27 protein-coding genes and 1 tRNA gene are annotated in these 23,194 nt (G+C 74.2%); 14 read left to right on the plus strand and 14 right to left on the minus strand.

Features of this window, described 5'->3' with window-relative positions; all coding sequences use genetic code 11:
- Window positions 1-6: 6 nt before the first annotated feature.
- Entirely contained in the window at window positions 7-1,299 is a 1,293-nt protein-coding gene (locus VKK44_RS24735) for a VWA domain-containing protein (RefSeq protein WP_343443591.1), read from the plus strand.
- A 2-nt stretch (window positions 1,300-1,301) separates the two neighbouring features.
- Entirely contained in the window at window positions 1,302-2,075 is a 774-nt protein-coding gene (locus VKK44_RS24740; protein WP_343443592.1) for a peptidase, read from the plus strand.
- Window positions 2,076-2,131: 56 nt separating this feature from the next.
- On the opposite strand, the gene VKK44_RS24745 is transcribed toward VKK44_RS24740, so the two are convergent.
- Window positions 2,132-2,401, minus strand: coding sequence for a hypothetical protein (locus tag VKK44_RS24745; protein WP_343443593.1), 270 nt, complete (start codon window positions 2,399-2,401; stop codon window positions 2,132-2,134).
- A 120-nt stretch (window positions 2,402-2,521) separates the two neighbouring features.
- Here VKK44_RS24745 and VKK44_RS24750 point away from each other — a divergent pair, with 120 nt between their 5' ends.
- The 5 genes from VKK44_RS24750 to VKK44_RS24770 all read left to right on the plus strand — a co-directional run bounded on the left by VKK44_RS24750 (window position 2,522) and on the right by VKK44_RS24770 (window position 6,966).
- Complete coding sequence (locus tag VKK44_RS24750; protein ID WP_343443594.1) at window positions 2,522-3,178, plus strand: 4'-phosphopantetheinyl transferase family protein; 657 nt, start codon at window positions 2,522-2,524, stop codon at window positions 3,176-3,178.
- Window positions 3,179-3,254: 76 nt separating this feature from the next.
- The gene (locus tag VKK44_RS24755) at window positions 3,255-4,610 is read left to right on the plus strand and encodes a DUF4352 domain-containing protein (RefSeq protein ID WP_343443595.1); all 1,356 of its coding nucleotides are present in this window, start codon (window positions 3,255-3,257) and stop codon (window positions 4,608-4,610) included.
- Window positions 4,611-4,738: 128 nt separating this feature from the next.
- On the plus strand, window positions 4,739-5,458 hold the full coding sequence (locus VKK44_RS24760; RefSeq protein ID WP_343443596.1) for a VOC family protein: 720 nt from the start codon (window positions 4,739-4,741) through the stop codon (window positions 5,456-5,458).
- 256 nt (window positions 5,459-5,714) lie between these two features.
- A complete protein-coding gene (locus VKK44_RS24765) occupies window positions 5,715-6,440 on the plus strand; it encodes a G5 domain-containing protein (protein WP_343443597.1) in 726 nt (241 codons plus the stop codon).
- A 61-nt stretch (window positions 6,441-6,501) separates the two neighbouring features.
- Window positions 6,502-6,966 carry a hypothetical protein gene (locus tag VKK44_RS24770; RefSeq protein WP_343443598.1) on the plus strand — a complete coding sequence of 155 codons (465 nt, stop codon included), beginning with the start codon at window positions 6,502-6,504 and terminating at the stop codon, window positions 6,964-6,966.
- A 16-nt stretch (window positions 6,967-6,982) separates the two neighbouring features.
- On the opposite strand, the gene VKK44_RS24775 is transcribed toward VKK44_RS24770, so the two are convergent.
- Complete coding sequence (locus VKK44_RS24775; RefSeq protein WP_343443599.1) at window positions 6,983-7,852, minus strand: alpha/beta fold hydrolase; 870 nt, start codon at window positions 7,850-7,852, stop codon at window positions 6,983-6,985.
- On the minus strand, window positions 7,849-8,121 hold the full coding sequence (locus VKK44_RS24780; protein WP_343443600.1) for a hypothetical protein: 273 nt from the start codon (window positions 8,119-8,121) through the stop codon (window positions 7,849-7,851). Before VKK44_RS24780 ends, VKK44_RS24775 begins: the two co-directional genes overlap by 4 nt.
- 476 nt (window positions 8,122-8,597) lie before the next feature.
- Here VKK44_RS24780 and VKK44_RS24785 point away from each other — a divergent pair, with 476 nt between their 5' ends.
- Window positions 8,598-8,981: a hypothetical protein gene (locus tag VKK44_RS24785; protein WP_343443601.1), complete on the plus strand. Its 384-nt coding sequence runs from the start codon at window positions 8,598-8,600 to the stop codon at window positions 8,979-8,981.
- Window positions 8,982-9,333: 352 nt separating this feature from the next.
- Here the strand turns inward: VKK44_RS24785 and VKK44_RS24790 are convergent, their stop codons facing one another.
- Together VKK44_RS24790 and VKK44_RS31055 are read right to left on the minus strand one after the other, a co-directional pair.
- Window positions 9,334-9,861 carry a hypothetical protein gene (locus tag VKK44_RS24790; RefSeq protein WP_343447977.1) on the minus strand — a complete coding sequence of 176 codons (528 nt, stop codon included), beginning with the start codon at window positions 9,859-9,861 and terminating at the stop codon, window positions 9,334-9,336.
- Between the two features lie 30 nt (window positions 9,862-9,891).
- The gene (locus tag VKK44_RS31055; protein WP_458351566.1) at window positions 9,892-10,062 is read right to left on the minus strand and encodes a hypothetical protein; all 171 of its coding nucleotides are present in this window, start codon (window positions 10,060-10,062) and stop codon (window positions 9,892-9,894) included.
- 140 nt (window positions 10,063-10,202) lie between these two features.
- Here VKK44_RS31055 and VKK44_RS24800 point away from each other — a divergent pair, with 140 nt between their 5' ends.
- Window positions 10,203-10,784, plus strand: a complete 582-nt coding sequence (locus VKK44_RS24800; protein ID WP_343443602.1) for an HD domain-containing protein — start codon at window positions 10,203-10,205, stop codon at window positions 10,782-10,784.
- A gap of 483 nt (window positions 10,785-11,267) precedes the next feature.
- Here the strand turns inward: VKK44_RS24800 and VKK44_RS24805 are convergent.
- The 6 genes from VKK44_RS24805 to VKK44_RS24830 all read right to left on the minus strand — a co-directional run bounded on the left by VKK44_RS24805 (window position 11,268) and on the right by VKK44_RS24830 (window position 17,696).
- Window positions 11,268-11,344: transfer RNA gene (locus VKK44_RS24805), tRNA-Ala, on the minus strand.
- Between the two features lie 251 nt (window positions 11,345-11,595).
- Entirely contained in the window at window positions 11,596-12,378 is a 783-nt protein-coding gene (sepX, locus tag VKK44_RS24810) for a divisome protein SepX/GlpR (protein WP_343443603.1), read from the minus strand.
- A gap of 178 nt (window positions 12,379-12,556) precedes the next feature.
- Window positions 12,557-13,198 carry a GNAT family N-acetyltransferase gene (locus VKK44_RS24815; RefSeq protein ID WP_343443604.1) on the minus strand — a complete coding sequence of 214 codons (642 nt, stop codon included), beginning with the start codon at window positions 13,196-13,198 and terminating at the stop codon, window positions 12,557-12,559.
- On the minus strand, window positions 13,195-14,508 hold the full coding sequence (locus VKK44_RS24820; protein WP_343443605.1) for a molybdopterin molybdotransferase MoeA: 1,314 nt from the start codon (window positions 14,506-14,508) through the stop codon (window positions 13,195-13,197). Before VKK44_RS24820 ends, VKK44_RS24815 begins: the two co-directional genes overlap by 4 nt.
- Complete coding sequence (locus tag VKK44_RS24825; RefSeq protein WP_343443606.1) at window positions 14,505-15,494, minus strand: UTP--glucose-1-phosphate uridylyltransferase; 990 nt, start codon at window positions 15,492-15,494, stop codon at window positions 14,505-14,507. The genes VKK44_RS24820 and VKK44_RS24825 overlap by 4 nt, the downstream gene beginning before the upstream one ends.
- Before the next feature lie 9 nt (window positions 15,495-15,503).
- Window positions 15,504-17,696 (minus strand): sensor domain-containing diguanylate cyclase, encoded by a 2,193-nt coding sequence (locus tag VKK44_RS24830; RefSeq protein ID WP_343443607.1) that lies wholly within the window; start codon window positions 17,694-17,696, stop codon window positions 15,504-15,506.
- Window positions 17,697-17,781: 85 nt separating this feature from the next.
- Between VKK44_RS24830 and VKK44_RS24835 the strand changes: the two genes are divergently transcribed.
- Entirely contained in the window at window positions 17,782-18,429 is a 648-nt protein-coding gene (locus VKK44_RS24835) for a 5-formyltetrahydrofolate cyclo-ligase (RefSeq protein ID WP_343443608.1), read from the plus strand.
- Between the two features lie 219 nt (window positions 18,430-18,648).
- Here the strand turns inward: VKK44_RS24835 and VKK44_RS24840 are convergent, their stop codons facing one another.
- Entirely contained in the window at window positions 18,649-18,855 is a 207-nt protein-coding gene (locus tag VKK44_RS24840; protein WP_343447979.1) for a hypothetical protein, read from the minus strand.
- A gap of 228 nt (window positions 18,856-19,083) precedes the next feature.
- Between VKK44_RS24840 and VKK44_RS24845 the strand changes: the two genes are divergently transcribed.
- Entirely contained in the window at window positions 19,084-19,566 is a 483-nt protein-coding gene (locus VKK44_RS24845) for a flagellar biosynthesis protein FlgA (protein ID WP_343443609.1), read from the plus strand.
- A gap of 47 nt (window positions 19,567-19,613) precedes the next feature.
- Here VKK44_RS24845 and VKK44_RS24850 read toward each other — a convergent pair whose 3' ends face one another.
- The gene (locus VKK44_RS24850) at window positions 19,614-19,796 is read right to left on the minus strand and encodes a hypothetical protein (RefSeq protein WP_458351686.1); all 183 of its coding nucleotides are present in this window, start codon (window positions 19,794-19,796) and stop codon (window positions 19,614-19,616) included.
- 1,016 nt (window positions 19,797-20,812) lie between these two features.
- On the opposite strand from VKK44_RS24850, the gene VKK44_RS31060 reads away from it, so the two are divergent.
- Window positions 20,813-20,977 (plus strand): hypothetical protein, encoded by a 165-nt coding sequence (locus VKK44_RS31060; RefSeq protein ID WP_458351567.1) that lies wholly within the window; start codon window positions 20,813-20,815, stop codon window positions 20,975-20,977.
- Between the two features lie 149 nt (window positions 20,978-21,126).
- Here VKK44_RS31060 and VKK44_RS24860 read toward each other — a convergent pair whose 3' ends face one another.
- Window positions 21,127-21,609, minus strand: a complete 483-nt coding sequence (locus tag VKK44_RS24860) for a DUF2231 domain-containing protein (RefSeq protein WP_343443612.1) — start codon at window positions 21,607-21,609, stop codon at window positions 21,127-21,129.
- A gap of 166 nt (window positions 21,610-21,775) precedes the next feature.
- Here VKK44_RS24860 and VKK44_RS24865 point away from each other — a divergent pair, with 166 nt between their 5' ends.
- Together VKK44_RS24865 and VKK44_RS24870 are read left to right on the plus strand one after the other, a co-directional pair.
- The gene (locus VKK44_RS24865) at window positions 21,776-22,204 is read left to right on the plus strand and encodes a Fur family transcriptional regulator (RefSeq protein ID WP_343443613.1); all 429 of its coding nucleotides are present in this window, start codon (window positions 21,776-21,778) and stop codon (window positions 22,202-22,204) included.
- 44 nt (window positions 22,205-22,248) lie between these two features.
- Window positions 22,249-23,100 (plus strand): oxygenase MpaB family protein, encoded by an 852-nt coding sequence (locus VKK44_RS24870; RefSeq protein ID WP_343443614.1) that lies wholly within the window; start codon window positions 22,249-22,251, stop codon window positions 23,098-23,100.
- The last annotated feature ends 94 nt before the right edge of the window (window positions 23,101-23,194 follow it).

Consider the following 23,194-nt stretch of genomic DNA (forward strand, 5'->3'; position numbering starts at 1 on the left):
CGCCCGGTGATCAACAAGAGACGATCGACGGCCGTCCTGTGGGGACTGCTGGCGGCGACCGCGCTGATCGGTCCGAGCCCCGCCGGGGCCGACGACGACACCACCGAACCCGCCGCCGAGCCGCCCAAGGTCGAGCTGGTGCTCGACGTCAGCGGCTCGATGCGGGCCCGCGACATCGACGGGCGTAGCCGGATCAGCGTCGCCCAGCAGGCGTTCAACGAGGTGGTCGACGGCCTGCCCGACGAGACACAACTCGGCATCCGGGTGCTCGGCGCCACCTACCGCGGCAAGGACAAGAAGCAGGGCTGCCGGGACACCCAGCAGATCGTGCCGGTCGGCCCGGTGGACCGGACCGCGGCCAAGGCCGCCGTCGCCGGCCTGCGCCCCACCGGTTTCACCCCGGTCGGGCTGGCGCTGCGCTCCGCCGCGCAGGACCTGGGCACCGGCAGCACCGCCCGCCGGATCGTGCTGATCACCGACGGCGAGGACACCTGCGCCCCGCCCGACCCGTGCGAGGTGGCCCGCGAACTGGCCGCGCAGGGCACCCGGCTGGTGGTCGACACGCTCGGCCTCGCCCCCGACGAGAAGGTACGCCGGCAGTTGCTCTGCATCGCCGGCGCCACCGGCGGCACCTACACCGCGGCGCAGAGCGCCGACGAGCTGACCGGCCGGATCAAGCAGCTCGTCGACCGGGCCCGCGACACGTACACGGTCACCCCGGCGGTGGTCGACGGCGCGGCGGCCTGCGCGGGTGCGCCGCTGCTCGCGCCCGGCGTCTACACCGACCGCGAGGCGTTCTCCGAGCACCGCTGGTACCGGGTGCCGGTGCGTCCCGGGCAGGAGCTGCGCGCCTCGGTCAGCGTCGCGCTGGACCGCCCGGTGAACCCGGACTACGGCGTGCTGCTGCGGGCCACCGCGCCGGACGGGCGGGAACTGGTGCGCGGCGTCGACGCCGGCAGCGGGCGTACCGACGTGGTCTCGGCCGGCCTGCGCTGGTCGGCCGCCGCCGAGGAGGAGGACGCGGCGAGCCCGACGCCGACCCCGAGCGGGACGCAGGCGGCCCGGACCGTCTGCCTGGTGGTCAGCAACTCGTTCGCGGCCCGCGCCGGCACCCGCGCCGAACCGGGCATGCCGGTGGAGCTGACCGTGGACGTGGTCGCCGCCTCCCCCGCCCCGGACGGGCCGGACCTGGGCCGCGGCTGGGCCCTGCTGCTCCTGCTCACCCTGGTCGGGCTCGTCACCGGCCTGGCCGCCGGGCTGCTCACCCGCTGGTGGGTCGCCACCTGGAGGGAGAACTGAGGATGCGTACCCTCATCCGCGTCGCCGCGGCGACCGCCGCCGTGGGCCTCGCGCTCGTGCCCGGTGCGGCCCTCGCCGCGCCGAGCCCGTCCCCGGGCGCGACCACCGTGACCAAGGCCGGCACCTCGTTCCTCACCGCCACCACCATCACCGCCGGCCAGCCGGTACGGGTGGGCGCCTCGACCGGCGACCACCTGTACTGGTCGTTCCGGGCCGAGGCCGGGCAGGTGCACGAGGTCGGCGTCACGGTCACCTTTGGAAAGCCGCGCACCGGCGCGTCCACCTGGACCGTCGACGTCTTCGACGGGCTGCGCCGCCGGCAGGCGTGCACGGCCGGCGCGCAGACCCCCACCGTGGACGCGGCGGCGACCGGCGTGACGCTCGGCTGCACGCTGCGCCGGGTGCGGCCGTGGGCCGAGCCGTGGTCCGGCGACCCGCTGCCCGGCACCTACTACGTCCGGCTCTCCGTCACCGACCTGCCCGAACCCGACCTGGGCCTGCCGATCGAGGTGGACCTGCTGGCCGGCGCGACCGACTCCGGCGGCGCGTCCGGTGACGACGGTGAGCTGGCGGCGCCGCTGGTGCCGAACACCCGGGCCGGGACGGTGCTGGCCGCCGAGCCGACGCCGGAGCCGGCCGCCGAGGAGGAGACCGACCTGACCGGCTGGCTGCCCGAAGCCGGCTCGCGCTGGGTGTGGACCAGCGTGGGCGGGGTGCTCGCCGCCGTGGCCGGCGTGGTCGGCTTCGCCCTCACCCGGCGGCCCCGCCGCCGCTGAGACCCGCGACCGGTGGCCGCCGCGAACCCGACGCGGCGGCCACCGGAAGCGCGGACTCAGAACGTACGCGGACCGCGCGGCACCCAGCCGATGAACCGGTCCTGCAACGCGGTGACCGGCGCGGTACGCAGGTCGTGCGTGGCGGCCGCCAGGCAGGAACCGAGATAGACGCTCAGCGACGCCCGGTCCACCTGGTACTCGATCAGCAGGTGCCGGCGTTTGGTGGCACAGGGCCAGTCCTCGCCGCACGAGCGGCAGGTCCAGTCGGGCGTCACCGGGACGTGCTCGCCGGACCGTGGTTCCGACGCCTCCACACCGGGGGCCATCGGCCACTCCTTTCATCGATGTTGACGACGCTGCCTCCCCCCACGACGTTCTGTCAGCGCCACACTCCACTCCGCCGTTACGGTACGGTCACCGCGTGTCCCCGTCACCCACTGACGCACGTGCGTGACCTGTTGCCGTCCACCGTGGCGGTGGCGGTGGCCGGCCCGGCCGAGTGGTCCGGCACGTTGCTGCCGGCCGAGCGGGCCGCCCTGGGCGACCGCGCGGTGCCCAGCCGCCGGCGCGACTTCACCGCCGGCCGGATGTGCGCCCGCCGGGCGCTCGCCGCGCTCGGCCTGCCGGTCACGCCGCTGCCCGCCGGCGCGGACCGCGCCCCGGTCTGGCCGGCCGGCGTCGTCGGGGCGATCACCCACACCCGGGACTACTGCGCCGCCGCCGTCGCCCGCGCCGCCGACCTGCGCGCGGTCGGCATCGACGCCGAGCGGCACCACCCGCTCACCCCGGGGGTACGCCGGAAGGTGTGCCGCCCCGACGAGGAGGCGGACCTGGCCCGGCTGCCGTCCGGGCCCTCCTGGCCGACCGTGCTGTTCAGCGCCAAGGAGACCGTCTACAAGGTCTGGTACCCGCTCGTCGGCACCTGGCTGGGCTTCCCGGACGCACGGGTCACGCTCGACCCCGACGCGGGCACGTTCCACGTGGAGATCGCGCCGGCCCGGCTCGCCGCCGCCCCGGTGCCCGATCCGCCGTCGTCGATGACCGGACGGTTCGCGGTGGACGACGACCTGATCCGCACCGCCGCCGTCCTGGCACGTCGGTGAGGGCCGGACGGCGGCGTTGTCGCCGGCTTGTACCGTCGTCCCGACTGAAATCTCCCGAAGGTGCCCAAGGAGTACGGTGAGCCACCCTCAGCCTCCGCCCGGGTCGCAGGACCCGGACCAGCAGCCGCAGGAACCGCCGACGCAGGCGTTCCCCACCGCGCCGATGCCTCCGGTGTCCGGCCCGCCGTCGACCCCGGACGCGCCGACGGCTCCCATCTCGGGCGCGCCGCACCCGCCGGTTTCCGGCCCGCCCCAGCCGCCGGCCCCGCCGACGCAGGCGTTCCCGCCGGCCCCGGCCACCGAGGCGTTCCCGTCCCAGCCGGTCTCCGGCGCGCCCCAGCCGCCGACCCAGGCGTTCCCCCCGGCGCCGCCGACCGAGGCGATCCCGCCGGCCCCGCCGACCGAGGCGTTCCCGCCGACGCCACCGACGCAGACCTACCCGCCGGCGCCGTCGCCCCAGACGTTCCCGCCGCCACCGTCCACCGAGGCGTTCCCGCCGGCGCCACCGACGTCGGGCGCGCCGTATCCACCGGGCGGGGCGTACCCGCAGGCGGGCGGCTACCCGCAGGCCGGCGGCTACCCGCAGGGGGGCGGCTACCCGCAGGCGGAGGGCTACCCGCAGGCTGGTGGCGCGTATCCGCAGGCTGGTGGCTACCCGCCGCCGGGCGGTGCGCAGCCGCCGTATCCGCCCACGTCGGGCGCGGCCTACCCGCCGCCCGGGCAGTACCCGCCGCCGGGTGGTGAGGCGTACGGGGCACCCGGGCCGTACCCGCCGCCACCGGGGCAGCCGTTCGGGCCGCCGGCGAAGAAGTCCAGCCGGAACGTCTGGCTCACCGTCGGCATCGTGGTGGTGGTCCTGCTGCTGCTCTGCTGCGGCGGTGGCGCCTTCGCGCTCTACAGCGGCGCGAAGAAGACCAAGGAAGCGATCGACACGCTGCCCACCCCGGGCATCAGCTACAGCAACCCGGCCGACCCCACGCCGCCGACCGGTGACCCGTCCGTCACCACGCCGCAGCCGGGCACGACCGACGACGAGACGTTCAACATGCCCGCCGGCGACAAGCTGATCGTCAACGACGACGACGGCACGGTGGAGATCACGGTCGGCAACTTCCGGACCAAGGACGCGGCCTGCCGGGAGTACGCGTCCGGCCCGAAGAACGGCACGTTCCTGATCGCCGACGTGTCCGCCGAGGTCACCAAGGGCACCGGCTCGATCAACCCGTTCTTCTTCACCTGGAAGGGCGCGGACGGCACCGAGGAGAGCGGCATCGCCGGCGCGTTCTCCGGCTGCGGCAAGCTGATGACCTCCGGCAACAACCTGCCGGCCGGCTCCAAGCGCAGCGGCCAGCTCGTCTTCGACGTCAAGGACCGCAACGGCGTCGTCGAGTACGAGCACCACCTGCGTACCGCCGGGTCCTGGAAGCCCTGACCGGCGCGTGACCCCGCCCGGGGGTCGGTCCCGTCCGGGGCCGGCCCCTGGGCCGTTCGGTCGGTGCCGCCGAGCCGATCGGGCCGTTCCGTGTGCGCGTGCCGCCCGCCGTTCGTCAGGCTCGACGGATGGCGAACGAGACCACCATCCCGCTGCTGCCGTGCCGCTCCCTGGACGACGTCGTGCCGTTCTACCGGGCCCTCGGTTTCGAGGTGACGCACCGGCAGGCACGCCCCAACCCGTACGTGGCGCTGCGCCGGGAGGATCTGAACCTGCACTTCTTCGGCATGCCGGAGTTCGATCCGGCCACCTCGTACGGCAGTTGCCTGGTCGTGGTGGACGATCCGGTCGGCATCCACCGGGCCTTCGCGGCGGGCCTGCGTGCCGCCTACGGCAAGGTGCTCGTGTCCGGCGTGCCCCGGATGACGCGCCCCCGGCTCCGGCGCAACGCCGACGGGCACACCGGGTTCAGCATCGTCGACCCCGGCGGCAACTGGATCCGGTTCGTGGCCCGGGCCGCCACCCCGGACGCGGACGACAGCCGGGCCGGGCTGGCCCGGGCACTGCGGAACGCGGTGGTGCAGGCCGACTCGCGCGGAATGCCCGAGCATGCCGCCCGGATCCTCGACGGCGCGCTGGCCCGGCCCGACGCCGCCGACGATCCGGCCGTCCACGTCGAGGCGCTGGTCTACCGCGCCGAGCTGGCGCTGCTGTTGGACGAGCCGGCGGTTGCGCGTGGGCTGCTGCGGCGGGTCGGCGCGGTGCCGCTGGACGAGGCGCTGCGCGGCCGGCTGGCCGACACCCTCCAGCACGCCACCGACCTGACCGCCGCCCTACCGACCGGCTGAGTCCCGCCACTCCGATCCTGGTACGAGACGGCCCTCCACGGGCGATCCCGTACCAAGATCTCCGGCAGTGTCGCGCCCGGCCGATCGGCCGGCCGCCGTCGGTCCACCGGCCGGGGCCCCGGTCGACCGGTGCCCCCGGGCCCGCCGGTTGGTCCGAATCCCGCGACTCGTCGTCGTCGGGCGCTGTCGGAGCGTCGATACGGTGCGCACCGATTGACCGCTGGCAATCGTTGCGTACGCAAGCAGACTGTGGTGCGTGACGAACCCATCACCGCACGGCCCGGCGTACCCCGCTCCGAAGCAGTCCTGGTGGCGCCGGCTCTCCAGCGGCGCGAAGGTCGCGGTCGCGGCCTCGGGCGTGCTGCTGCTCTGCTGCTGCGGCGGCGTGGCGATCGGCGCCGGCCCCGACTCCCCCTCGGCCCCGGCCGGGAAGAAGGCCGCGCCGGCCACGTCCGCGACGGCCGGTGTCGAGGCGGCGGCGGTCGCCGCGCCGACGACCTCCGTCCCGTCCCCGACCGCGTCGCCGACCGAGGCGAGCCCGAGCCCGAGCCCGAGCGCGCCGCCGTCGCCCCAGGTCCGGACCACGACCGTCACCTCGACCGCGAAGATCGCCTACGCGACCCGGACCGTCAAGGACGCCACCCTGCCGCAGGGCACGAGGAAGGTACGCACGCGCGGCGTCACCGGGGTCCGCACGCTGACCTACCAGGTGACGGTCACCGACGGCGTGCAGACCGCCCGGAAGCTGATCCGGTCGGTGGTCACCCGGCAGCCGGTCACGCAGGTGGTCGCCGTCGGCACCAAGCCGGCGCGCAGGTGCGACCCGAACTACAGCGGGGCCTGCGTGCCGATCGCGAGCGATGTGGACTGTTCCGGCGGCAGCGGCAACGGTCCCGCGTACGTCGACGGCCCGGTCCGGGTCGTCGGCAGCGACATCTACGACCTCGACCGGGACGGCGACGGGGTGGGCTGCGACGACTGACGGCTCCCGCATGCCGGCGCAGGGGCGCGGGGGACGACCTCCGCGCCCCTATGCTGGGCCGGTGATCCTCGCTGACGCCACCGGTTCCTGGGCCGGCACCAACGGTTTCCGGATGCTGCCCGCCGATCCGTTCGCCGAGTCGCCGGCCACGCTGACCGTGGCGACCGCTGCCGGCGGTCACCTGACCACTGTGGCGTACTCGTGGGCGCATCCGGCCGACGGGCCGCAGGACGGCCTGCTCGTGATCGCCGCCGGGGAGCAGCCGGGTTCGCTGGCCGCCTGGTGGGGCGACTCGTGGCACCAGCAGCCCACCGCGATGACGCTCACCGGCGCGACGGGCGCGGCGTCGGCGGTCGAGCTGGCCGCCGAGTACGCCGGCGGGTGGGGGTGGCGGATCACGCTCGACGCCGCCGACCCGGCGACGCTGCGGCTGGTGATGGAGAACGTGGTCCCGGCGGACCAGGCCGGCCCCGACACGCCGGCCGGCCCCTATCCGGTCATGGTCACCGAGCTGCGCCGGGCCTGAGGCCGGGGCCGGCCGGTCAGCCCCGGTCGTCGAGGATCTCGCGCAGCCGGCGGGCGAACGCCTCGGGCTGCCCGGCGTAGCCGCCCTCCCCACCGACGAAGCCGCCGTGGTGGCTCGGGAAGACCGCCGGCCGCCCGCCGAGCAGCTCGGCCGTCGCCACCGACGTGCGGCCGGTGAACGTGTCCGCCGACTCCTCGCCGACCGCGATGACGAGCCGGGTCCGGGTGGCGCGCAGCGCGTCGACGTCGGGCCGGTAGCTGGTGACCGCCACGGACCGGTCGGAGAGCAGCGGATCGTCCCGGGAGCCGTCGTCCTCGACCGGCATCCCGAACGCCGCCGGGTCGGGCAGGGGCCGGGCGAAGTAGTCGTCGGTGAACTCGCCGCGCCACGACGTCATGGCCACGAACGCGGCCATGCCGGCCCCCCAGCCGTTCTTCCGGTACGCCTCCTGGCAGGCCGCGGTGGCCCGCGCGGCGGCGTCCGCGTCGGGCAGCAGCGTGACGAGCGGCGGCTCGTGCGCCACCAGCGTGGCCACCGTGTCCGGGTACGCCGCGACCAGGGCGAGCGCGGTCACCGCGCCGCCGCTGCTGGCGAACATGTCGACCGGGCCCGTGCCGAGCGTGTCGACGACGGCCCGCACGTCGGCGGCCTGGACCTCGGGCACGGAGTCGGTCCGGCCGTCCCGGCGCACGCTGCGGCCGAGCCCGCGCGGGTCGTAGGTGATCACGGTCCGGTCCGGGAAGTACGAGGCCAGCGCCGCGAAGCCGTCGGCGCACATCGGCTGGCCGATCATGAACAGCGGCCGGTGCCCGCCGGCGGTGGTGTTCGGGGCGTGCACGTCGTAGACGAGGTCGACGTCGGGCAGGTGGAGTGTCTGCGTGGTCATGCTCCGGTCGACAGTCGCCGGCCCGGAAAGTCATCGGTCCGCCGGGATTCCCATGCCGGTGCGGTGCGCGGCGGTCGACGCCCACCGGTTTCCTTTTCGACGGTCGAGTCGCCCTGCTCGACGGACGTGACGTCGTGTTCGCCGGCACGCCTGGTGAGAAGCGCGACCTGGCCGACCATGCGCGCTCGCACGCCGTCGCGGCGCTTCCGCTCGCTCTCCAGCAGGCTGGCCCAGGCCCGAGCCTCATAGTCGGACATGCCTTCCCGCATCAGCGGCCCCCCATCGATTCGCGAACTCGATCAAGTCTGGTGCCGGGGACTCCGGCCCTCAAAGCGATCCGACAAGCGGCTATCCGACTCAGGAGTCGAATGGCACTGGGCGCCCTTCACGGAGAGCCGGCCGAAGTCCGGAAAGGACCACGATGAGCGGCCTCCGAACCGCGGGGACCGAAGGGGGATTCGAACCCCCATACCGACCGACGCCCGATAAGTCAGCCCGAATAGGACCAGGGTGGCGATTGTCATGCACTCTCGCGGTTTTACCGATAGCTGCATTTGGGAGCGCTCCTATCGCGGTTTCCGCGTCACCACCCCACCACCCATCGACGTTCACCGAACGGAGTTGGACACAGTGGACTATGCTCACTCGGAGATCGCTGGGGGGCGGCGGGTGTGCCGATTCCCCGGATGTCGTGTTCAACGAACCATGAAGGCGCCTAATGCGGTGCCCGGGAACGGAGTTCGTCATGAAGCTAGCCCGAAGGATCGGATTCACCGCCAGTGCTGTGGTGGCACTTGTTGCCGCATCCGCGACCCCCGCGCTCGCCGACTCCGGCGACACCATCTACGGATTCTGGCCGAACCGGATCGCGCACGCGACCTTCACCAGCTACGGCGACAAGTTCACCGTGTGGGACGACGAGAGCGACGGGCGGGCCGCAATCGCCTTCTGGCAGGTGGGCAGCCGCACCGGCCAGTGTGTGAACAGCAACGGCGCCGGCACCTCCAAGACCTGCAACTACGACTTCCCGGAGAACCAGACGATCGTCTGGAACCTTACCGCGCAGGGTTGGGCGAACCCCGGCTGCTGCACGGCGATTGTCGGTGGGGAGCAGCGGGACAAGACCTGATCCGAACCGGCGAATGACGCGCGGAGAGCCATCACAGCACCGCCACGCGTCGTCTGGTAGGACGAACCGATAAACGGTGTGGTGTGGTTGCCGCAGGCAGCGGGGTGACGCGAGATCGACACCTCGACTGTCTGCGGCAATCTCACCTCTCGCCTACTCGCCTTGACCTTCCACCGACCATTGGCGTCAATGGTGAAGGCACGCCGGCCTTCTCGACACGACTCGGCCGCGGATGTATCGGGTGGCGTGTCGTCAAGGTCAATCAGCCTGCGGAGAACGTGGAGAATCCACCGGGCGGTGACAATCAGCCGGTTGCGGATCTGGGCCAGGGACAGAAACGGCGCGGTCATCGTCAACCCACTCCGAGCGCGGCGGCGAGGTGGACGAGCATCGCCGGGGCGCGCGGGTCACGGGCAATCTCGGTGAGGACGCCCCGGCCGTCCGGCCGGTGGCGGATCTCGGCCGGCGCGACCCGGTCGGCCTCCACCAGGACCCGGCCGGCGCTGACCGGGTCGCCGGCTTGCAGGTACGCACGGGCGACGTCGATCAGGTACGCGGCCCGATGCTCGGCGGCCAGCCACCGCCACCCCTCCCGCGTGATCACCTGCTCGTGCCGGGCCACGGCGTCCGCCACGTCACCGCGTTCCGCCGCTACCGCGACCCGGGCCAACTCGACCGTCGTCGGCCCGAACCCGGTCCGGTGGTGGTCGTGGCCGTCCCCCACCCGCGCCGCCATCTCCGCGGCCTCGTCGACCAGCTCGACGGCGGCGCGGTCGTCCCCGTCGCGGGCGGCGGCCAGGGCGGCCTGCGCCAGCAGTGTCCCGCACAGCGACAGCTCCGCCGGGTCGCCGAACTCGACCACCGACGGAACGGCCCTCAACTACTCCGCGTACTGGGTCGGCGAGATCCCCTATCGCCAACCCAACGGCTCCTTCATGCCCGCCACTATCGACGATTGGCGCGGTGCCGTCTCCTGCGGCACCTCGTCGAGCGCCTCGAAGCTGACCACCCGTTCATCGATCTCAACATCCACAACCTGTGGGCTCTGCTCACTGCCCGACGCGGGCTCGTCCACGACCACCCCGCCACCGGACAAACGCTCGCCAACCGTGCCGGCACCGTCCTCGACAGCGACCAGATCTCCGCGCAGTCCCGCAAAGAACTAACCTCTGTTGTCTACAGCCTGCGTACCGAGGGCATCACTGGCACAGGGACGGGCAGATGAGCGACGACCAGTACGCCGCAGCGATGAGGTTCATCTTCGAGGCCGGCGTCCTGAAACGCGCCGCTCGTACCGGCTGGTGGTTCGCCGGGGTCAAGCACCCTGAATCGATCGCCGAACACTCCCACCGCACCGCCCTGATCGGCATGATCCTCGCCGCCATGGAGGGAGCCGATCCCGCGCGGACCACAATGCTCTGCGTCCTGCACGACACCCAGGAAACGCGCATCACGGATATCCCACACATCGCCCGGCGTTACCTCAGCGCCGCACCCAATACCGCAGTCACCGCAGATCAGGTCGCAGGCTGCCCACCCAGCGTCACCGACACCATCACAGCGGCCGTGGCCGAGTACGAAGCCGGTGAAACCCTCGAAGCCGTCGTCGCCGGGGACGCCGACAAACTCGAATGTCTCGTCCAAGCCGTTGAATACCGCCACCAGGGCGTCGACAACGTCCAACGGTGGATCGACAGCAGCCGCGCCGCGCTCACCACCGCCTCCGCCAAGCAACTCGCCGACGCAGCACTGGACGGTCAGCCCCTTGCCTGGCTCACACCACCGACGGAACCAGCGAGCTGACCCTGAGCTGCCAGACCTGGGCGCTTCATCCTGATGCATCCACTCCACGTCACAGGCGCTGATTCGTAGCCCTCCGTCGCTGGCCCCAGATGTTCCGACCCGTGCGGGCAACATGCTCTCAACAGCAGAGGACTAGGCGTCCGGCAGCCCTCACTCGACAGACTGTCCGCCTGGCAACCGCCGTAGGTTCGCCAGAGGGGCGCCCGCCCTCGACTACCCACCACGTTTTCCCAACTCAAGCATCTGTAGGGGTACCGAGGACACGGGGCACAGCTCGCGCAAGACCGGGGATGGGCGGATGTCGGGGCAACAGCGAAGCGGTCGCGGGCAAGGAGCACTCCGACGGGACGGCATAGTAAGAACATCCGGACCGCCCTCAAGCACGCCAACGAACAGCTCGACGTCTGATGAGGTCGATGTGGTACTTCGCTGCTGAACGCATGATAAATGGCCGCCTCCAACTTGCGGAGACGGCCATTGAACTGGTGGAGCTGAGGGGATTCGAACCCCTGACCCCCTCGATGCGAACGAGGTGCGCTACCGGACTGCGCCACAGCCCCTCCGCTGGCGAACCAGCGTCGGTCCCACCCGGCTTGCACCGGGCGGGCCGGCACCAAGGCTAACAGGTCCCGCACCTGTCACGCGAACCACCCCACGACGGCCCGGCGGGCACCAGTTCGAGGAAGTGGTGGCATCCAAGACACCCGGATACCGCCACTTCCCCGAACCGCAGTCGATCAAGGCCGCACCGGCAGTCGATCAAGGCCGCACCGGACCCGATCAAGGCCCGAACTGGAGTGGATCAGAAGGGTCAGGCGCCCCGGCCGGACTGGTACGGGCGACCACGCAGCCCACCCGCCCGCCGGTAGGACACCGAGCCGCCGCTCGCGGCCGGCGGCAGGTCGGCGGGCCGGTCCAGGCCCATCGCGGTACGCCGGACCGCCTCCCGCTGGGCGGCCAGCCGGCGCTGCGCCTCCCGCCGGGCTGCCGCGCGCCGGGCCTGTTCGCGGCGCACCTCGGCCTGGCGGGCGGCCAGCCAGGCCGCTTCCCGGGCGTCCGCGCGCCGCCGCCGGCGCTCGGCGAGGGCCCGCTGCCGCAGGTGTGCGACGTACGCGACGAGCAGCGCGCCGGTGACCGACACGCTGATCCAGAACCCGGGCCCGACCAGCATCACGCCGACCAGTTCGACCAGGTTGAGCAGCAGCAGCGCGGCGAGCACCCGGCGGCGGCGGTAGACGGCCGGGGTGTGCCGGCGGCGGGGCGGGTGCCGTCGGCGGGACTGCGCGGGGACCGCCGAGACGGGCCGGAGCCGGCCGGAGCGCCGCCGGACGGGGGGCGCGGAAACCGGACGGGCCAGACCGCCCGTGTCGGAGTCCTCACTCAAGGTGACGACGAGCGCGCGGGGCGGGTGCACCGGCTGGCGTCCGGGCACGGTGCGCCGACGACGCTGGCGCTGGAGCACCCGCGCCGTCGACTGCGCCCGCTCCGCCACCAGCCGCTCGGTGGCGTCGTACCGGCGGACCAGCGCCGGAGCGAGAGCGAGCAGACCGGCGGCGGCGAGGACGGCGAGGAGCACCGACGTCGGCACCCTCACCCCTCCCGTCACCAAGTTCGGGGCGAGCGCCACACGGCCGCAACTTCTTCCGTCGACTCTCGTTAACGGCGCACATCGTGCGGTCGGGCAGCGCTTGCCACAGCTTGCAGTTACTTGAGGTTACGGGCCGCCGACCCGCTTCACCGTGCGCCGCGCCGGGCGTCACGGCCGGAACGGCTCAGCGCCGGGTGTCACGTACGCGGTGCCACCGCGCCAGCAGACCGCCCTCGGCGGCCACTTCCTCGCCGGTCATCGCGTATCCGATGTGGTCCCGCCAGGCGCCGTCGATGTGCATGTACCGCACGTGGTAGGCCTCCTCGCGGAAGCCCAGCTTCTCCACCACCCGCCGGGACGGGACGTTCTCCGGCCGGATGTTCACCTCGATCCGGTGCAGGCCACCGGGGCCGAACGCGTGGTCCACGGCCAGCGCGACAGCGGTCGGGATCACACCCCGCCCGGCCACCCGCGAGTCCACCCAGTAGCCCACGTACCCGGAGCAGAACGCCCGCCGCACGATGCTGCCCACGTTGAGGTGGCCGACCAGCCGCTCCTGCCCGTCCTCGCGCAGGCAGACCGCGAACGGCATGCCGTCACCGGTCCGCGCCGACTTCCGCTGGTCGGCGTGGACCAGGCGGAACGCGGCCGGCGAGTTCGTCTCGTCCCAGCCGCCCGGCACGTGCGACTCCCACGGGGCCAGCCACTCCCGGTTCGCGCGCCGGATCGCCGACCAGGTCACCGCGTCGGAACGCCGGTACGGCCGCAGCACCACCGGACCGTCCACCAGCACCGCAGGCCACCCCGGCGCCCGCCGGAACCTCACCGGCGCCGGTCCAGCAGCAGCACGTCCACGGTGGAGCCGGCGGCGGCAGTGGTGACCCGCTCGCCGAGCACCAGCAGGCCGTTCGCCTCGGCCAGGCCGGAGAGCGTGTACGGGCCGCCGGCCAGCGGCTGCACGGTGTAGCCGCCGCCGCGCCGCTCGGCCACGTGCGCGGGGCGGAACTCGCGCAGCCCTCCCGGCGACGAGACGGTTTCCAGCAGGTGCGCGCGCACACTGGGCCGGAACACCGGCTCCGCGCCGGCCAGCAGTTGGATGGCCGGGCGGGCCAGCACCTCGAAGCCGATCAGCGCCGCGCCGGGCTCACCGGGAAGACACACCACCGGCACCTCCTCGGCGCCGACCGTACCGAACCCGAGCGCCGTGCCGGGATAGAGGGCCACCTCTGTGAAGGTCACCGGCCCGGCCCGGCCGCCGTCGCGGCGGGACAGGATGCGGCGGACCATGTCGCCCGGCCCGGTGCCGGTGCCGCCGGTGGTGATGATCAGGTCGGCCCGCAGCGTCTGGTCCTCCAACAGGCCGCGCAGCGCCTCCGGATCGTCGTCGCAGATCCCGACCCGGTACGCGAGCCCGCCCGCCTCGGCCGCCGCCGCGGTCAACGCGTGCGAGTTGGTGTCCACCACCTGGCCGGGCTGGCTGCCCCGTCCCACGTCGACGAGCTCGTCGCCGGTGGCCACGATGACCACCCGGGGGCTGGGCCGCACCACCACGTGCCCGATGCCGGTGGCGGCGAACACCGCGACCAGGGCCGGCGAGACGTACGCGCCGGCGCGGGCGAGCAGCGTGCCGGCGACCAGTTCCTCGCCGGCGCGGCGGAGGCCGTACCCGCGCTTGGGCGCGCGGAAGATCTCCACGGCGGCCATGCCCTGGTCGGTCCACTCCACCGGCACCACCACGTCGGCGCCCACCGGCAGCGGCGCGCCGGCCGCCACCGAGAAGCACGCGCCGGGGGTGAGCCGGACCGGCCGCCAGCTCGCCGCGCCAAGGTCACCGACCACGTTGAGCCGGATGCTGCGCCCGCCGCGGATACCGGAGGGGGCCGGGACGTAGCCCGGCCCCCGGCTCCCTCCGGAGATGTCCTCCCAGCGCGCGGCGTACCCGTCCACCGCCGCCTGGTCGAAGGCGGGGAACGAGTGCGGGGCGACCACGTCCTCGGCGAGCACGTTGCCGTACGCCTGGGTCAGGTCGAGGTCGAGCGGAGGCAGCGCGCGTAACCTGCGCAGCACACTGCCCAGGTAGTCGGCGAGCGGCGTCAACTCGTTCGCGGCCGCCTCGGCGTCGGCCGTCGCGGTCATGTATCGGCACCGCCGGACGCGTTGCGCAGCCCGTTGAGGACCGCGTCGGTGACCGTCTCGTCGCCGTTGTTGACGAACTCCACGAGCCACTTGCGGAACTCGGTGCCGATGTCCTCCCGCTCGGCGGCGATCTGCACCACGGTCTGGAGGTAGCCCAGCGGCATACCGGTGTCGTAGCGGGTGCCCCGGTAGACGATGGCGTGCACCGGCACCCCCTCGGTGCGCAGCAGCTCCATCGCGTCGGTGAGCTGGATCTCGCCGCCGCTGCCCGGCTTCGTGCGCCGGATCGCGTCGAAGATCCGCCCCGGCAGCACGTACCGGCCGAGGACGGCCAGGTTGCTGGGCGCGTCCTCCGGGCTGGGCTTCTCCACCATGCCGGTGACCCTGACGACCTCGGCGATGTCGGCGTACTCCGATTCGGCCGGCTCGACCGAGGCGATGCCGTAGCGGCTGGTCTCGGCCGGGTCGACCTCGAAGAACGCGAGCACCACGCCGCCGGTGCGGGCCTGGAGCTCCAGCATGGCCGGCAACAGCGGCTCGGAGGGCTTGACGAACTCGTCGCCGAGCAGCACCGCGAAGGCGGCGTCGCCGACGTGCGACTCGGCGAACCCGACGGCGTGGCCCAGGCCGAGCTGCTCCGGCTGGCGGACCGTGTAGACGGCGGCAAGTTCCTCGGTGCGCTTGACGGCGGCCAGCAGCTCGGGCTTCTTGGCGAGCCGTTCCTCCAGGTCGGGCCGCCGGTCGAAGTGGTCGACCATCGAGGTCTTGCCCCGCCCGGTGATCAGCAGCACGTCGGTGATGCCGGCCTGGGTGGCCTCCTCGACGATGTACTGGAGAACCGGCCGGTCGACGACCGGCAGCAACTCCTTCGGGACCGCCTTGGTGGCCGGCAGGAACCGGGTGGCCAGGCCGGCGGCCGGGATGACGGCCTTGACCGCACGGGAGCGACCGGGGGTCGCTGAGGGGTTCGCTGAGTGCTCCGACATGCCGCGAGACTATCGGCCACGGCTCTGCCGCGGCGGGTGAGGACCGGAAGACGCGCCGCCCTGTGCGGCGCCCGCCGGGTCCGCCGCGCCGGCCCGGGGCAGCCCGTCGGGCGGGCTGACCGTGGTGGCCACCACCGGAATCTCCTGGGTGCGAACCGGATCGGGGACGGCCGCGGGCGCCAGCCGGTAGCCGTCCCGCCCGGCCGCCTTGGCCGCGTACAACGCGTCGTCGGCCGCGTCCAGCACCTGCTGGTCACCGGCGGCGTGATCGGGATAGACGGCGATGCCGATGGACACCGTCACCGGCACCCGGAGCGGCTCGTCGTCGTCGCCGTGGCCGTCGACCGGCACCGGCTGGTCCCGCACCACCGCGCCGAGCCGCTCGGCGACGATCGTGGCGCCCCGGGCGTCGGTCTCCGGCAGCAGCACCACGAACTCCTCGCCGCCCTGCCGGAACGCCAGGTCCACCTCGCGGATCACGCCGCGTACCCGGCGGGCGAACTCGACCAGCACGGCGTCCCCGGCGGCGTGCCCCCAGGTGTCGTTGACGTCCTTGAACCGGTCCAGGTCGAGCGCGAGCACGCTGAGCATCCGGCCGAAGCGGTTCGCCCGTTCCACCTCGCGCCGGATCGACTCCCGCAGGTAGCGGTAGTTCCACAGCCCGGTCAGCGGGTCGGTGAGGGAGAGCCGCTGCGCCTCCTCGTGCACCCGGACGTTCTCCACCGCCACCGCCGCGTGCCCGGCGAACGTCCGCAGCATGGCCAGGTCGTCGTCGTCGAACTCGTGCCCGCCGAGCCGGTCGTAGAGGGCCAGCACGCCGAGCGCCGCGCTGGGCGGAGCGGCCGGGTCGCCGTCGGCCGGCGGGTGCCCGGGACGTTCCTGGCCGCGCGGCTCGGGGGCGGCGAACGGCACCGCCACGTACGTCTCGCAGGTCGGCTCCCCGGTCGGCGGGTCCGGCGCGGTCCAGCGGCCCCGCACCGGCTCGCCGGTGGCGGCCACCGCGCCGACCACGCCGGTGCCGACCGGCACCCGCAGCGTCGCCGGGTCCGCCGGGTCGTCGGTCGGCCAGCGCCCGACCAGCCCCTCGACGCACTGGCCGACCAGCACGCCGTGGCCGTCGAGCAGCAGCACCGCGCCGGCCCGGGCACCGGTCCCGGCGATCGCGCTGTCCAGGATCACCCGCAGGATGCGTTGCAGGTCGTGCGTGCTGGCCAGCGTGTCACCGAGCACGACGAGGTGGTTGCGGAGCTGGTCCCGGCTGCTGGTCAGCGCCGCCACGTAGCTGCCGGTCTCCCGCATCATCCGGTTGAACGCGGCGGCCAGCCGCCCGATCTCGTCGCGGCTGCGGACCGGCACCCGCGCGGTCAGGTCGCCGTGCGCCACCCGGTCCACCGCGCCGGCCAGCTCGACAAGTGGCCGGGTGGTCACCCGGGCCAGCCGCCAGGCGGCCAGCACGGCCAGCAGCGCGGCCAGCGCCACCGCGGCGGCCAACGCGCCGAACAGGACCGGCGGGCGGCGGGCCGGCACCGAGAGCACCAACGGCAGCGGCTGCCCGGGGGACGGCCCGACCCGGCGCACGTACCGCCCGTCGCCGGTCCCGGCCACCCGATCCCCGACCGCCTGGCGGGCGGCGGCCAGCACCGCCGCGCGTACCCCCGGGTCCTCGGTCGTGTGGGTGATCCGCCCGGGGCCGTCGAGGAGGGTGACCCCGACGCCGGTCACGGCCGCGAGCCGCGCCACGAAGGCCGGGTCGACGGGCTGGGCGGCGGCGACCGCGCCCAGGTCGGCGCCGGCCGGGTCGCGGAGCCGGACCTGGACGGCGAGCGCCCCCACCCGGCCGGCCGGCGCGCCGACGCAGTCCTGCCACGGACCGGCCGGCCCCCCGGCGGTGGCGTAGCTGGTCCGGCCGGCGGGGTCGGCGATCACGACGGCGGCGGCCAGCCCCCGGCCGACCACCTGGTCGGCGGCGCGCGACCGGGCGGCCGGGTCGGTCACCAGCGCGACCGCGTCGGCCGCCGCGCGCAGTTGCTGGCAGAGCGCGTCGACCGAGGTACGCACGCCGGCCGCGGCCAGGCCCAGCCGCTCGGTGGCGCGGCTGCGGTCGACCGCGCTGAGCGTGGCGCCGACGAAGAACGCGCCGAGCAGGACGGGGCCGAGGACCACCACGAGGAAGGCCACCGTCAACCGCCCGCGTAGCGTCAAAAGCCTTCCCCCCGGAAGTTCCGCGCCCTTGGTGCGATGCTGGCACAGAGCGACCGGTAGGCAAGCGTTGCGTCAGGAGTGTTGCGTGCCGGATTTTTCGGATGAGGTGCACGAGGCGAAGCGGGACCTGCGCGTCGCGCTGCTCGCCGCCCGCCGGTCGCTGCCCGCGGCGCGTCGCGCCGAGGCGGCGGCGTCCGTCCAGGCCGAGCTGGTGGCCCTGGTACGCCGGCTGCGCCCGGCCAGGATGACCGCGTACGTGCCGGTCGCCTCCGAGCCCGGTGGGGACGACCTGCCGGAGGTGCTGCGGGCCGCGCTGCCGCCCGGAGCGGAGCTGCTGCTGCCGGTGCTCGCCGACGACCTGGACCTCGACTGGGCCGCCTACACCGACCGGGAGTCGCTGCGCGCCGCCGGCCGGGGGCTGCGCGAGCCGACCGGCCCGCCACGGGGACGCACCGCCGTGGCCGGCGCGGACCTGGTGGTGGTGCCCGCGCTGGCGGTGGACCGCCGGGGCGTCCGGCTGGGCCGGGGCGGCGGCTCGTACGACCGCGCGCTGGCCCGGGTGCCCGCCACCGTGCCGACGGTGGCGCTGCTGCACGACGGCGAGCTGGTCACGGCGGTGCCCGCCGACCCGCACGACCGGCCGGTGCACTGCGTGATCACGCCCGGGGACGGGCTGGTGGCGGTGCCGGGTGTGGGGCCGGGCGCTTCCGCTGGACGAATCCGGGTGCCATGACGCACCATTGGCACTCGAAGACCACGAGTGCCAGACCGGCCGTGCCAGAGATCCGGAGGAGAACGTGCCCACGTACCAGTACGCCTGCACCGCGTGCGGCCACCAGCTCGAGGCGGTGCAGTCCTTCTCGGACGAGCCGCTGACCGAGTGCCCGGCGTGTGAGGGGCGGCTGCGCAAGCTCTTCAACTCGGTCGGCATCGTGTTCAAGGGCTCCGGCTTCTACCGGACGGATTCCCGTTCGTCCGGTTCCGACAGCGCCTCGAGCACCACGAACAAGCCGGGGAAGTCCGACTCGTCCTCGTCCGACTCGTCGTCCGGGGCGTCCTCGTCGGGGTCGTCCTCGTCCGGGTCGTCCTCGTCGTCGGGCTCGTCCGGTTCGGGGTCGGGCTCGTCGGGGTCGGGCTCGTCCGGCTCGGCTGCCAGCAAGGCGCCGGCCTCCTCCAGCTCCTCCTGATCGCGCGCTGAGCCGCAGGTGGCCGTCCCCGCCCGGGGGCGGCCACTTTCGCGCGCGCCGAGCCCGGGAGAGCCGGTCCCGGCCGACGCTGTCCACAGCGTGGCGGGGTTATCCACAGGAGGGACCGGCGGGACGACGCGGAGGTGCCGCACCCGCCTAGCCTGCTGCCGGACGGTCGATCGGCGGGCGGGGAGGCAGCGGTGACAGGTCGGGAGCCGACGTTGCGGCCGGTGCACTGGCGCGGGCTGCCCCGTCGCCGCACGCTGGTGCGGGTGACGCTGGTCGCGGTGCTGCTGGGGCTGGCCGCCGTGGTGCTCAGGACGCCGCCCGGCTGTCCGCCCGGGTCAACCCCGGGCACCGGAGCCACGGCGTCCGCCGAGCCTTCGCCCTCGGGGGCTCCACCGCTGCCCGACGGGGCGGTCGGCGTGCCGATCCGGCTGGCCGAGCCGGCCGCCCTCGCGGTGCTGCATCCGGGTGCCCGCGTCGACCTGCTGGTCGTACCGGCCGGCGGGTCGCCGGACCCCACCCTGCTCGCTCCGCGCGCGCTGGTGCTCGACGTGGTGGGGGCCGGCGGGGCGGTCGACGGTTCGTCCGCGCTCTACCTGGCGCTCCCGCCCGAGCAGGCTCGGCGCGCGGTCGGGCTGCCCGAGGGCAGCCGCTTCGCCGTGGTGGTCCGCGGCTGACTCCGGCCGCCTGGGTCGACGATGGGTGGGGTCGGCCGCGGCGCGGGTCAGCCCCAGTGCGGCGGGCGCTCGGCGAGCAGCCAGTCGTCGTCACCGCCGGGGCGCTCGCCCCAGCCGTGGTCGGTGTCGTCGGTGGTCTGCTCAGGCAGCACCACGAGATCGTCGATGAGGTCGACCACGCGGTCGTCGTCGCCGCGCGGGACCCCGATGCCGGGTTCGGTCACGAACAGCAACGATACCGCCGTCGGGCGGCCATCTCGACCTCACCGCCCCCGCCCGCTCATTCACGGAAACAGGGGCCATCACGCGCCCGATAGCCACGCTTTCCGTGAATCAGCGGAGCCGGGCGAGGTGGGGCGGGGCGGAGCCGGGCGGGCGGGCCGGGCCGGGCGGGGCGGGGCCGGGCCGGGCCGGGCCGGGCCGGGCGGGGCGGGGCGGGTGGGGCGGGGCGGGTGGGGCGGGGCGGGTGGGGCGGGGCGGGCGGGGCGGGGCGGGTGGTCGAAATGGCTACGAACTTGAGGGCGTGAATGGGTCAGCCTTCGCCGCGTCGGGCGGCCGACCGGCCACGGCGTTGGTAGCGTCGGTCGGCGTGACGACGCCGAGCGGTGGCAGCACCGACGACGAGACCTGGCGACGCCCCGATCAGCCGGCCGCCCCCGACGAAGCCCCGACCGTGGACCGCCCCGCTGACCGCCGTCCGGCCGGGGCGGGCCACCCGCACGACGGAACGCTCCCGGAGACCGGTCTCACCGTTGGCGGCGACCCGGCCGAGGCCAACCGCCGGGAGCAGGCCGACGCGGACGGCGGACCCGGCACCGACACGACTGGACGCTCGACGCCCGACACCGACACGACGCCCGACACCGGGCCGACGCCCGACACCGCCCTCGTCGGGCCGCACACCACCGAAGACGACACGACCACCGAAGACGACACGACCGGGCCGCACACCACCGAAGCGGGCACGGCCGAATCCTCAACGGCCGGGGCCGGCGGGGTCGAGGGTGCCAGCCCGTGGTCGCGTGCGGGTGCGGCGGAGAGTCCCTGGGCCAGGCCAGACCCGGCCGCACCGACCGGTGGCTGGACCGCAACCGGCGGCGAGTGGCCCGGCGCACCTGGAACAACCGCCTTCGATCCGGCAGCGGGCGGGTATGCGGGTGGACCGCCCACCGCCGCTGGATCCGCAGCCGGCGGGTACGCCGGGCCGCCGCCGAGCACGCCGCCGCCCCCTGGCTGGCGACCGCCGGTGCACGTGCAGACGCCACCGCCCCGGCAGCTCCCGCCGCAGGACATGGCCGCCATGGACCGCTCGGAACAGCGTGCCCAGCAGCTCACCTACGGCATCGGCGCGGTCGTCGGCGTGGTGCTGGTGCTGCTGATGTGCCTGCTCTGCTCGCGGTTGCTGTTCTAGCGTCTGTGTCGGGGCAGGCGGCACTGAGATGCGTGGAGCGGTATACCTCAGAGTCATAAAAATGACTCTGAGGTATACCGCTCACACCCGATAGTTTCTTCGCCGGAAGCGACGCACGGTAACTGGCGGCGAAGTGCAGCCCGTAGCCGTCAGACGATGCCGTCCCACACCATCTTGGCGCCGCTGTCGCCGGTCAGGTAGACGTAGACCAGCGCGAACACGGCGAGCACGGCGGCCACGGCGGTGAGCGCCAGCGGCAGCCAGCGGGGCAGGTTCCGGGCGCGGGCGAAGCCCGCGGTGGACAGCAGCAGCAGGAGCGCCGCCACGGCCAGGCCGAGCGTGAACCAGAGCAGCGTCTCGCCGTACTCGGCATGTTCGTGGATCTTTTGAAGCCCCTCGGGCGGGTAGCCCCGCGACCGCAGCGCCTCCTCCAGCGCCTCGCCCGACTCGGTCGCCACCCAGGCCACGATCGGGGTGACCACGGCCAGCGCCGCCACCGCCCAGTCCAGTCGGGGCCGCCAGCGGGGCAGCACGCCGTACGCGACGGTGAGCACAGCCAGCAGCGGCACCAGCACCACGACGGCGTGGATGACCAGAACGTGGCCCGGGAGGCCGTTGATTTCCCTGAACACCGACACCTCCGGCGAGTGGACGGATTCGCGCGGTCAGCGTACGACGCGGTGCTGTCGCACACCGACACACACGCACGGGCCGCCACCCCGGTTCACGCGACGCTGATGACGACCGTCGAGGAACGCTCACTTGTCGGCTCGGCCGGCTCCGTGCTGTCATGAGGGCATGGCCACGGGTGAGGAACTGCTCCGGTCGCGGGGCCTGCGGGTCACCCGGCCGCGTCTCGCCGTGCTGGCCGTGCTCGCCGACGGCGGTCACCTGGAGGTCGACGAGATCACCCGGCGGGTCCGCGAACGGCTCGACTCGGTCTCCACCCAGGCGGTCTACGACGTGCTGGGCGCGCTGTCCCGCGCCGGCCTGTCCCGGCGGATCGAACCGGCCGGCAGTCCCGCCCGGTACGAGGCCCGGGTGGGCGACAACCACCACCACGTGGTGTGCCGCGGCTGCGGTGTGATCGCCGACGTCGACTGCGCGGTCGGCGGCGCTCCCTGCCTGGACCCGAACGAGGCCCACGGCTTCCAGCTCGACGAGGCGGAAGTGACGTTCTGGGGTCTCTGCCCGGCCTGCCAGTCCCGTCGTTCGGCCGACGACTGAGTCGGCCGGCCGGGCAGGTCCGCCCGGCGTGGCACTCTTGACCGGTGGACACCGACGACCTCGGCCTGTTCGGTCCGGGATCGGTCACGTGGAAGGTGCACGAGGAACCGATCCTGATCGTCGCCGGCCTGCGCTCGCTCTACCTCCAGGCGTTGCATCCGCGGGCGATGGCGGGCGTCGCGCAGAACAGCAACTACCGCGCCGACGCGTGGGGGCGGCTGGTCCGGACCGCGACCTACGTGGCGACGACGATCTACGGCACCACCGCGGAGGCGGAGGCGGCCGGCCGGCGGCTGCGGATGCTGCACGCCCGGATGCGCGCCACCGACCCGGTCACCGGCGAGGAGTTCCGCGTCGACGAGCCGGACCTGCTGCGGTGGGTGCACGTCACCGAGGTCGAGTCGTTCGTGAGCACCGCCCGCCGGGCCGGGCTCGCGCTGACCGACGACGAGGTGGACGGCTACTACACCGAGCAGCGCCGGGCGGCGGCCCTGGTCGGGCTGGACCCGGCCGGGGTGCCGGGCACCGCCGCCGAGGTCGAGGCCTACTACCGGGGCGTACGCCCGGAGTTGCGGATGACCCGCGAGGCGGCCGAGACCGCGCTGTTCCTGACCGCCCCGCCGATCCCCTGGAAGCTCAACCTGCCGGCGCGGCTCGGCCTGAGTCTCGGCCCGCCACGCTGGGCGTACCTCGGGGTGGCCGGCGCCGCGCTGGGTCTGCTGCCGCCCTGGGCGCTGCGGCTCTACGGCGGGCTGGGCCTGCCCACCACCGCGCTGTCGGCGGAGGTGGGCGTGCGGGCCTTGCGGCTCGCGCTGGCGGCGGTGCCGCGTCGTTACCGGGAGGGGCCGTTGCAGCAGGCCGCCAAGGAACGTGCCGCCCGCCTCGCGGCGGCCTGAGCCGCCGGCAACGGCAGCGGGGTGCCGCCAGCGGCAGCGGGGTGCCGCCAGCGGCTGCGGGGTGCCGATGAGGGCTGCGGCAGCGGGTGCCGGT

Origin of the sequence: Micromonospora sp. DSM 45708 (assembly GCF_039566955.1) — a bacterium.
Lineage (GTDB): Bacteria > Actinomycetota > Actinomycetes > Mycobacteriales > Micromonosporaceae > Micromonospora.

Excerpts from the sequence above, each read along its gene's own strand:
- VKK44_RS24775 (WP_343443599.1), bottom strand. The coding sequence starts at position 7,852 with ATGACCACGCAGACACTCCACCTGCCCGACGTCGACCTCGTCTACGAC.
- VKK44_RS24780 (WP_343443600.1), bottom strand. The coding sequence starts at position 8,121 with ATGCGGGAAGGCATGTCCGACTATGAGGCTCGGGCCTGGGCCAGCCTG.
- VKK44_RS24865 (WP_343443613.1), top strand. The coding sequence starts at position 21,776 with ATGGCCACGGGTGAGGAACTGCTCCGGTCGCGGGGCCTGCGGGTCACC.
- VKK44_RS24800 (WP_343443602.1), top strand. The coding sequence starts at position 10,203 with ATGAGCGACGACCAGTACGCCGCAGCGATGAGGTTCATCTTCGAGGCC.
- VKK44_RS24785 (WP_343443601.1), top strand. The coding sequence starts at position 8,598 with ATGAAGCTAGCCCGAAGGATCGGATTCACCGCCAGTGCTGTGGTGGCA.
- VKK44_RS24740 (WP_343443592.1), top strand. The coding sequence starts at position 1,302 with ATGCGTACCCTCATCCGCGTCGCCGCGGCGACCGCCGCCGTGGGCCTC.
- VKK44_RS24760 (WP_343443596.1), top strand. The coding sequence starts at position 4,739 with ATGGCGAACGAGACCACCATCCCGCTGCTGCCGTGCCGCTCCCTGGAC.
- VKK44_RS24745 (WP_343443593.1), bottom strand. The coding sequence starts at position 2,401 with ATGGCCCCCGGTGTGGAGGCGTCGGAACCACGGTCCGGCGAGCACGTC.
- VKK44_RS24820 (WP_343443605.1), bottom strand. The coding sequence starts at position 14,508 with ATGACCGCGACGGCCGACGCCGAGGCGGCCGCGAACGAGTTGACGCCG.
- VKK44_RS24825 (WP_343443606.1), bottom strand. The coding sequence starts at position 15,494 with ATGTCGGAGCACTCAGCGAACCCCTCAGCGACCCCCGGTCGCTCCCGT.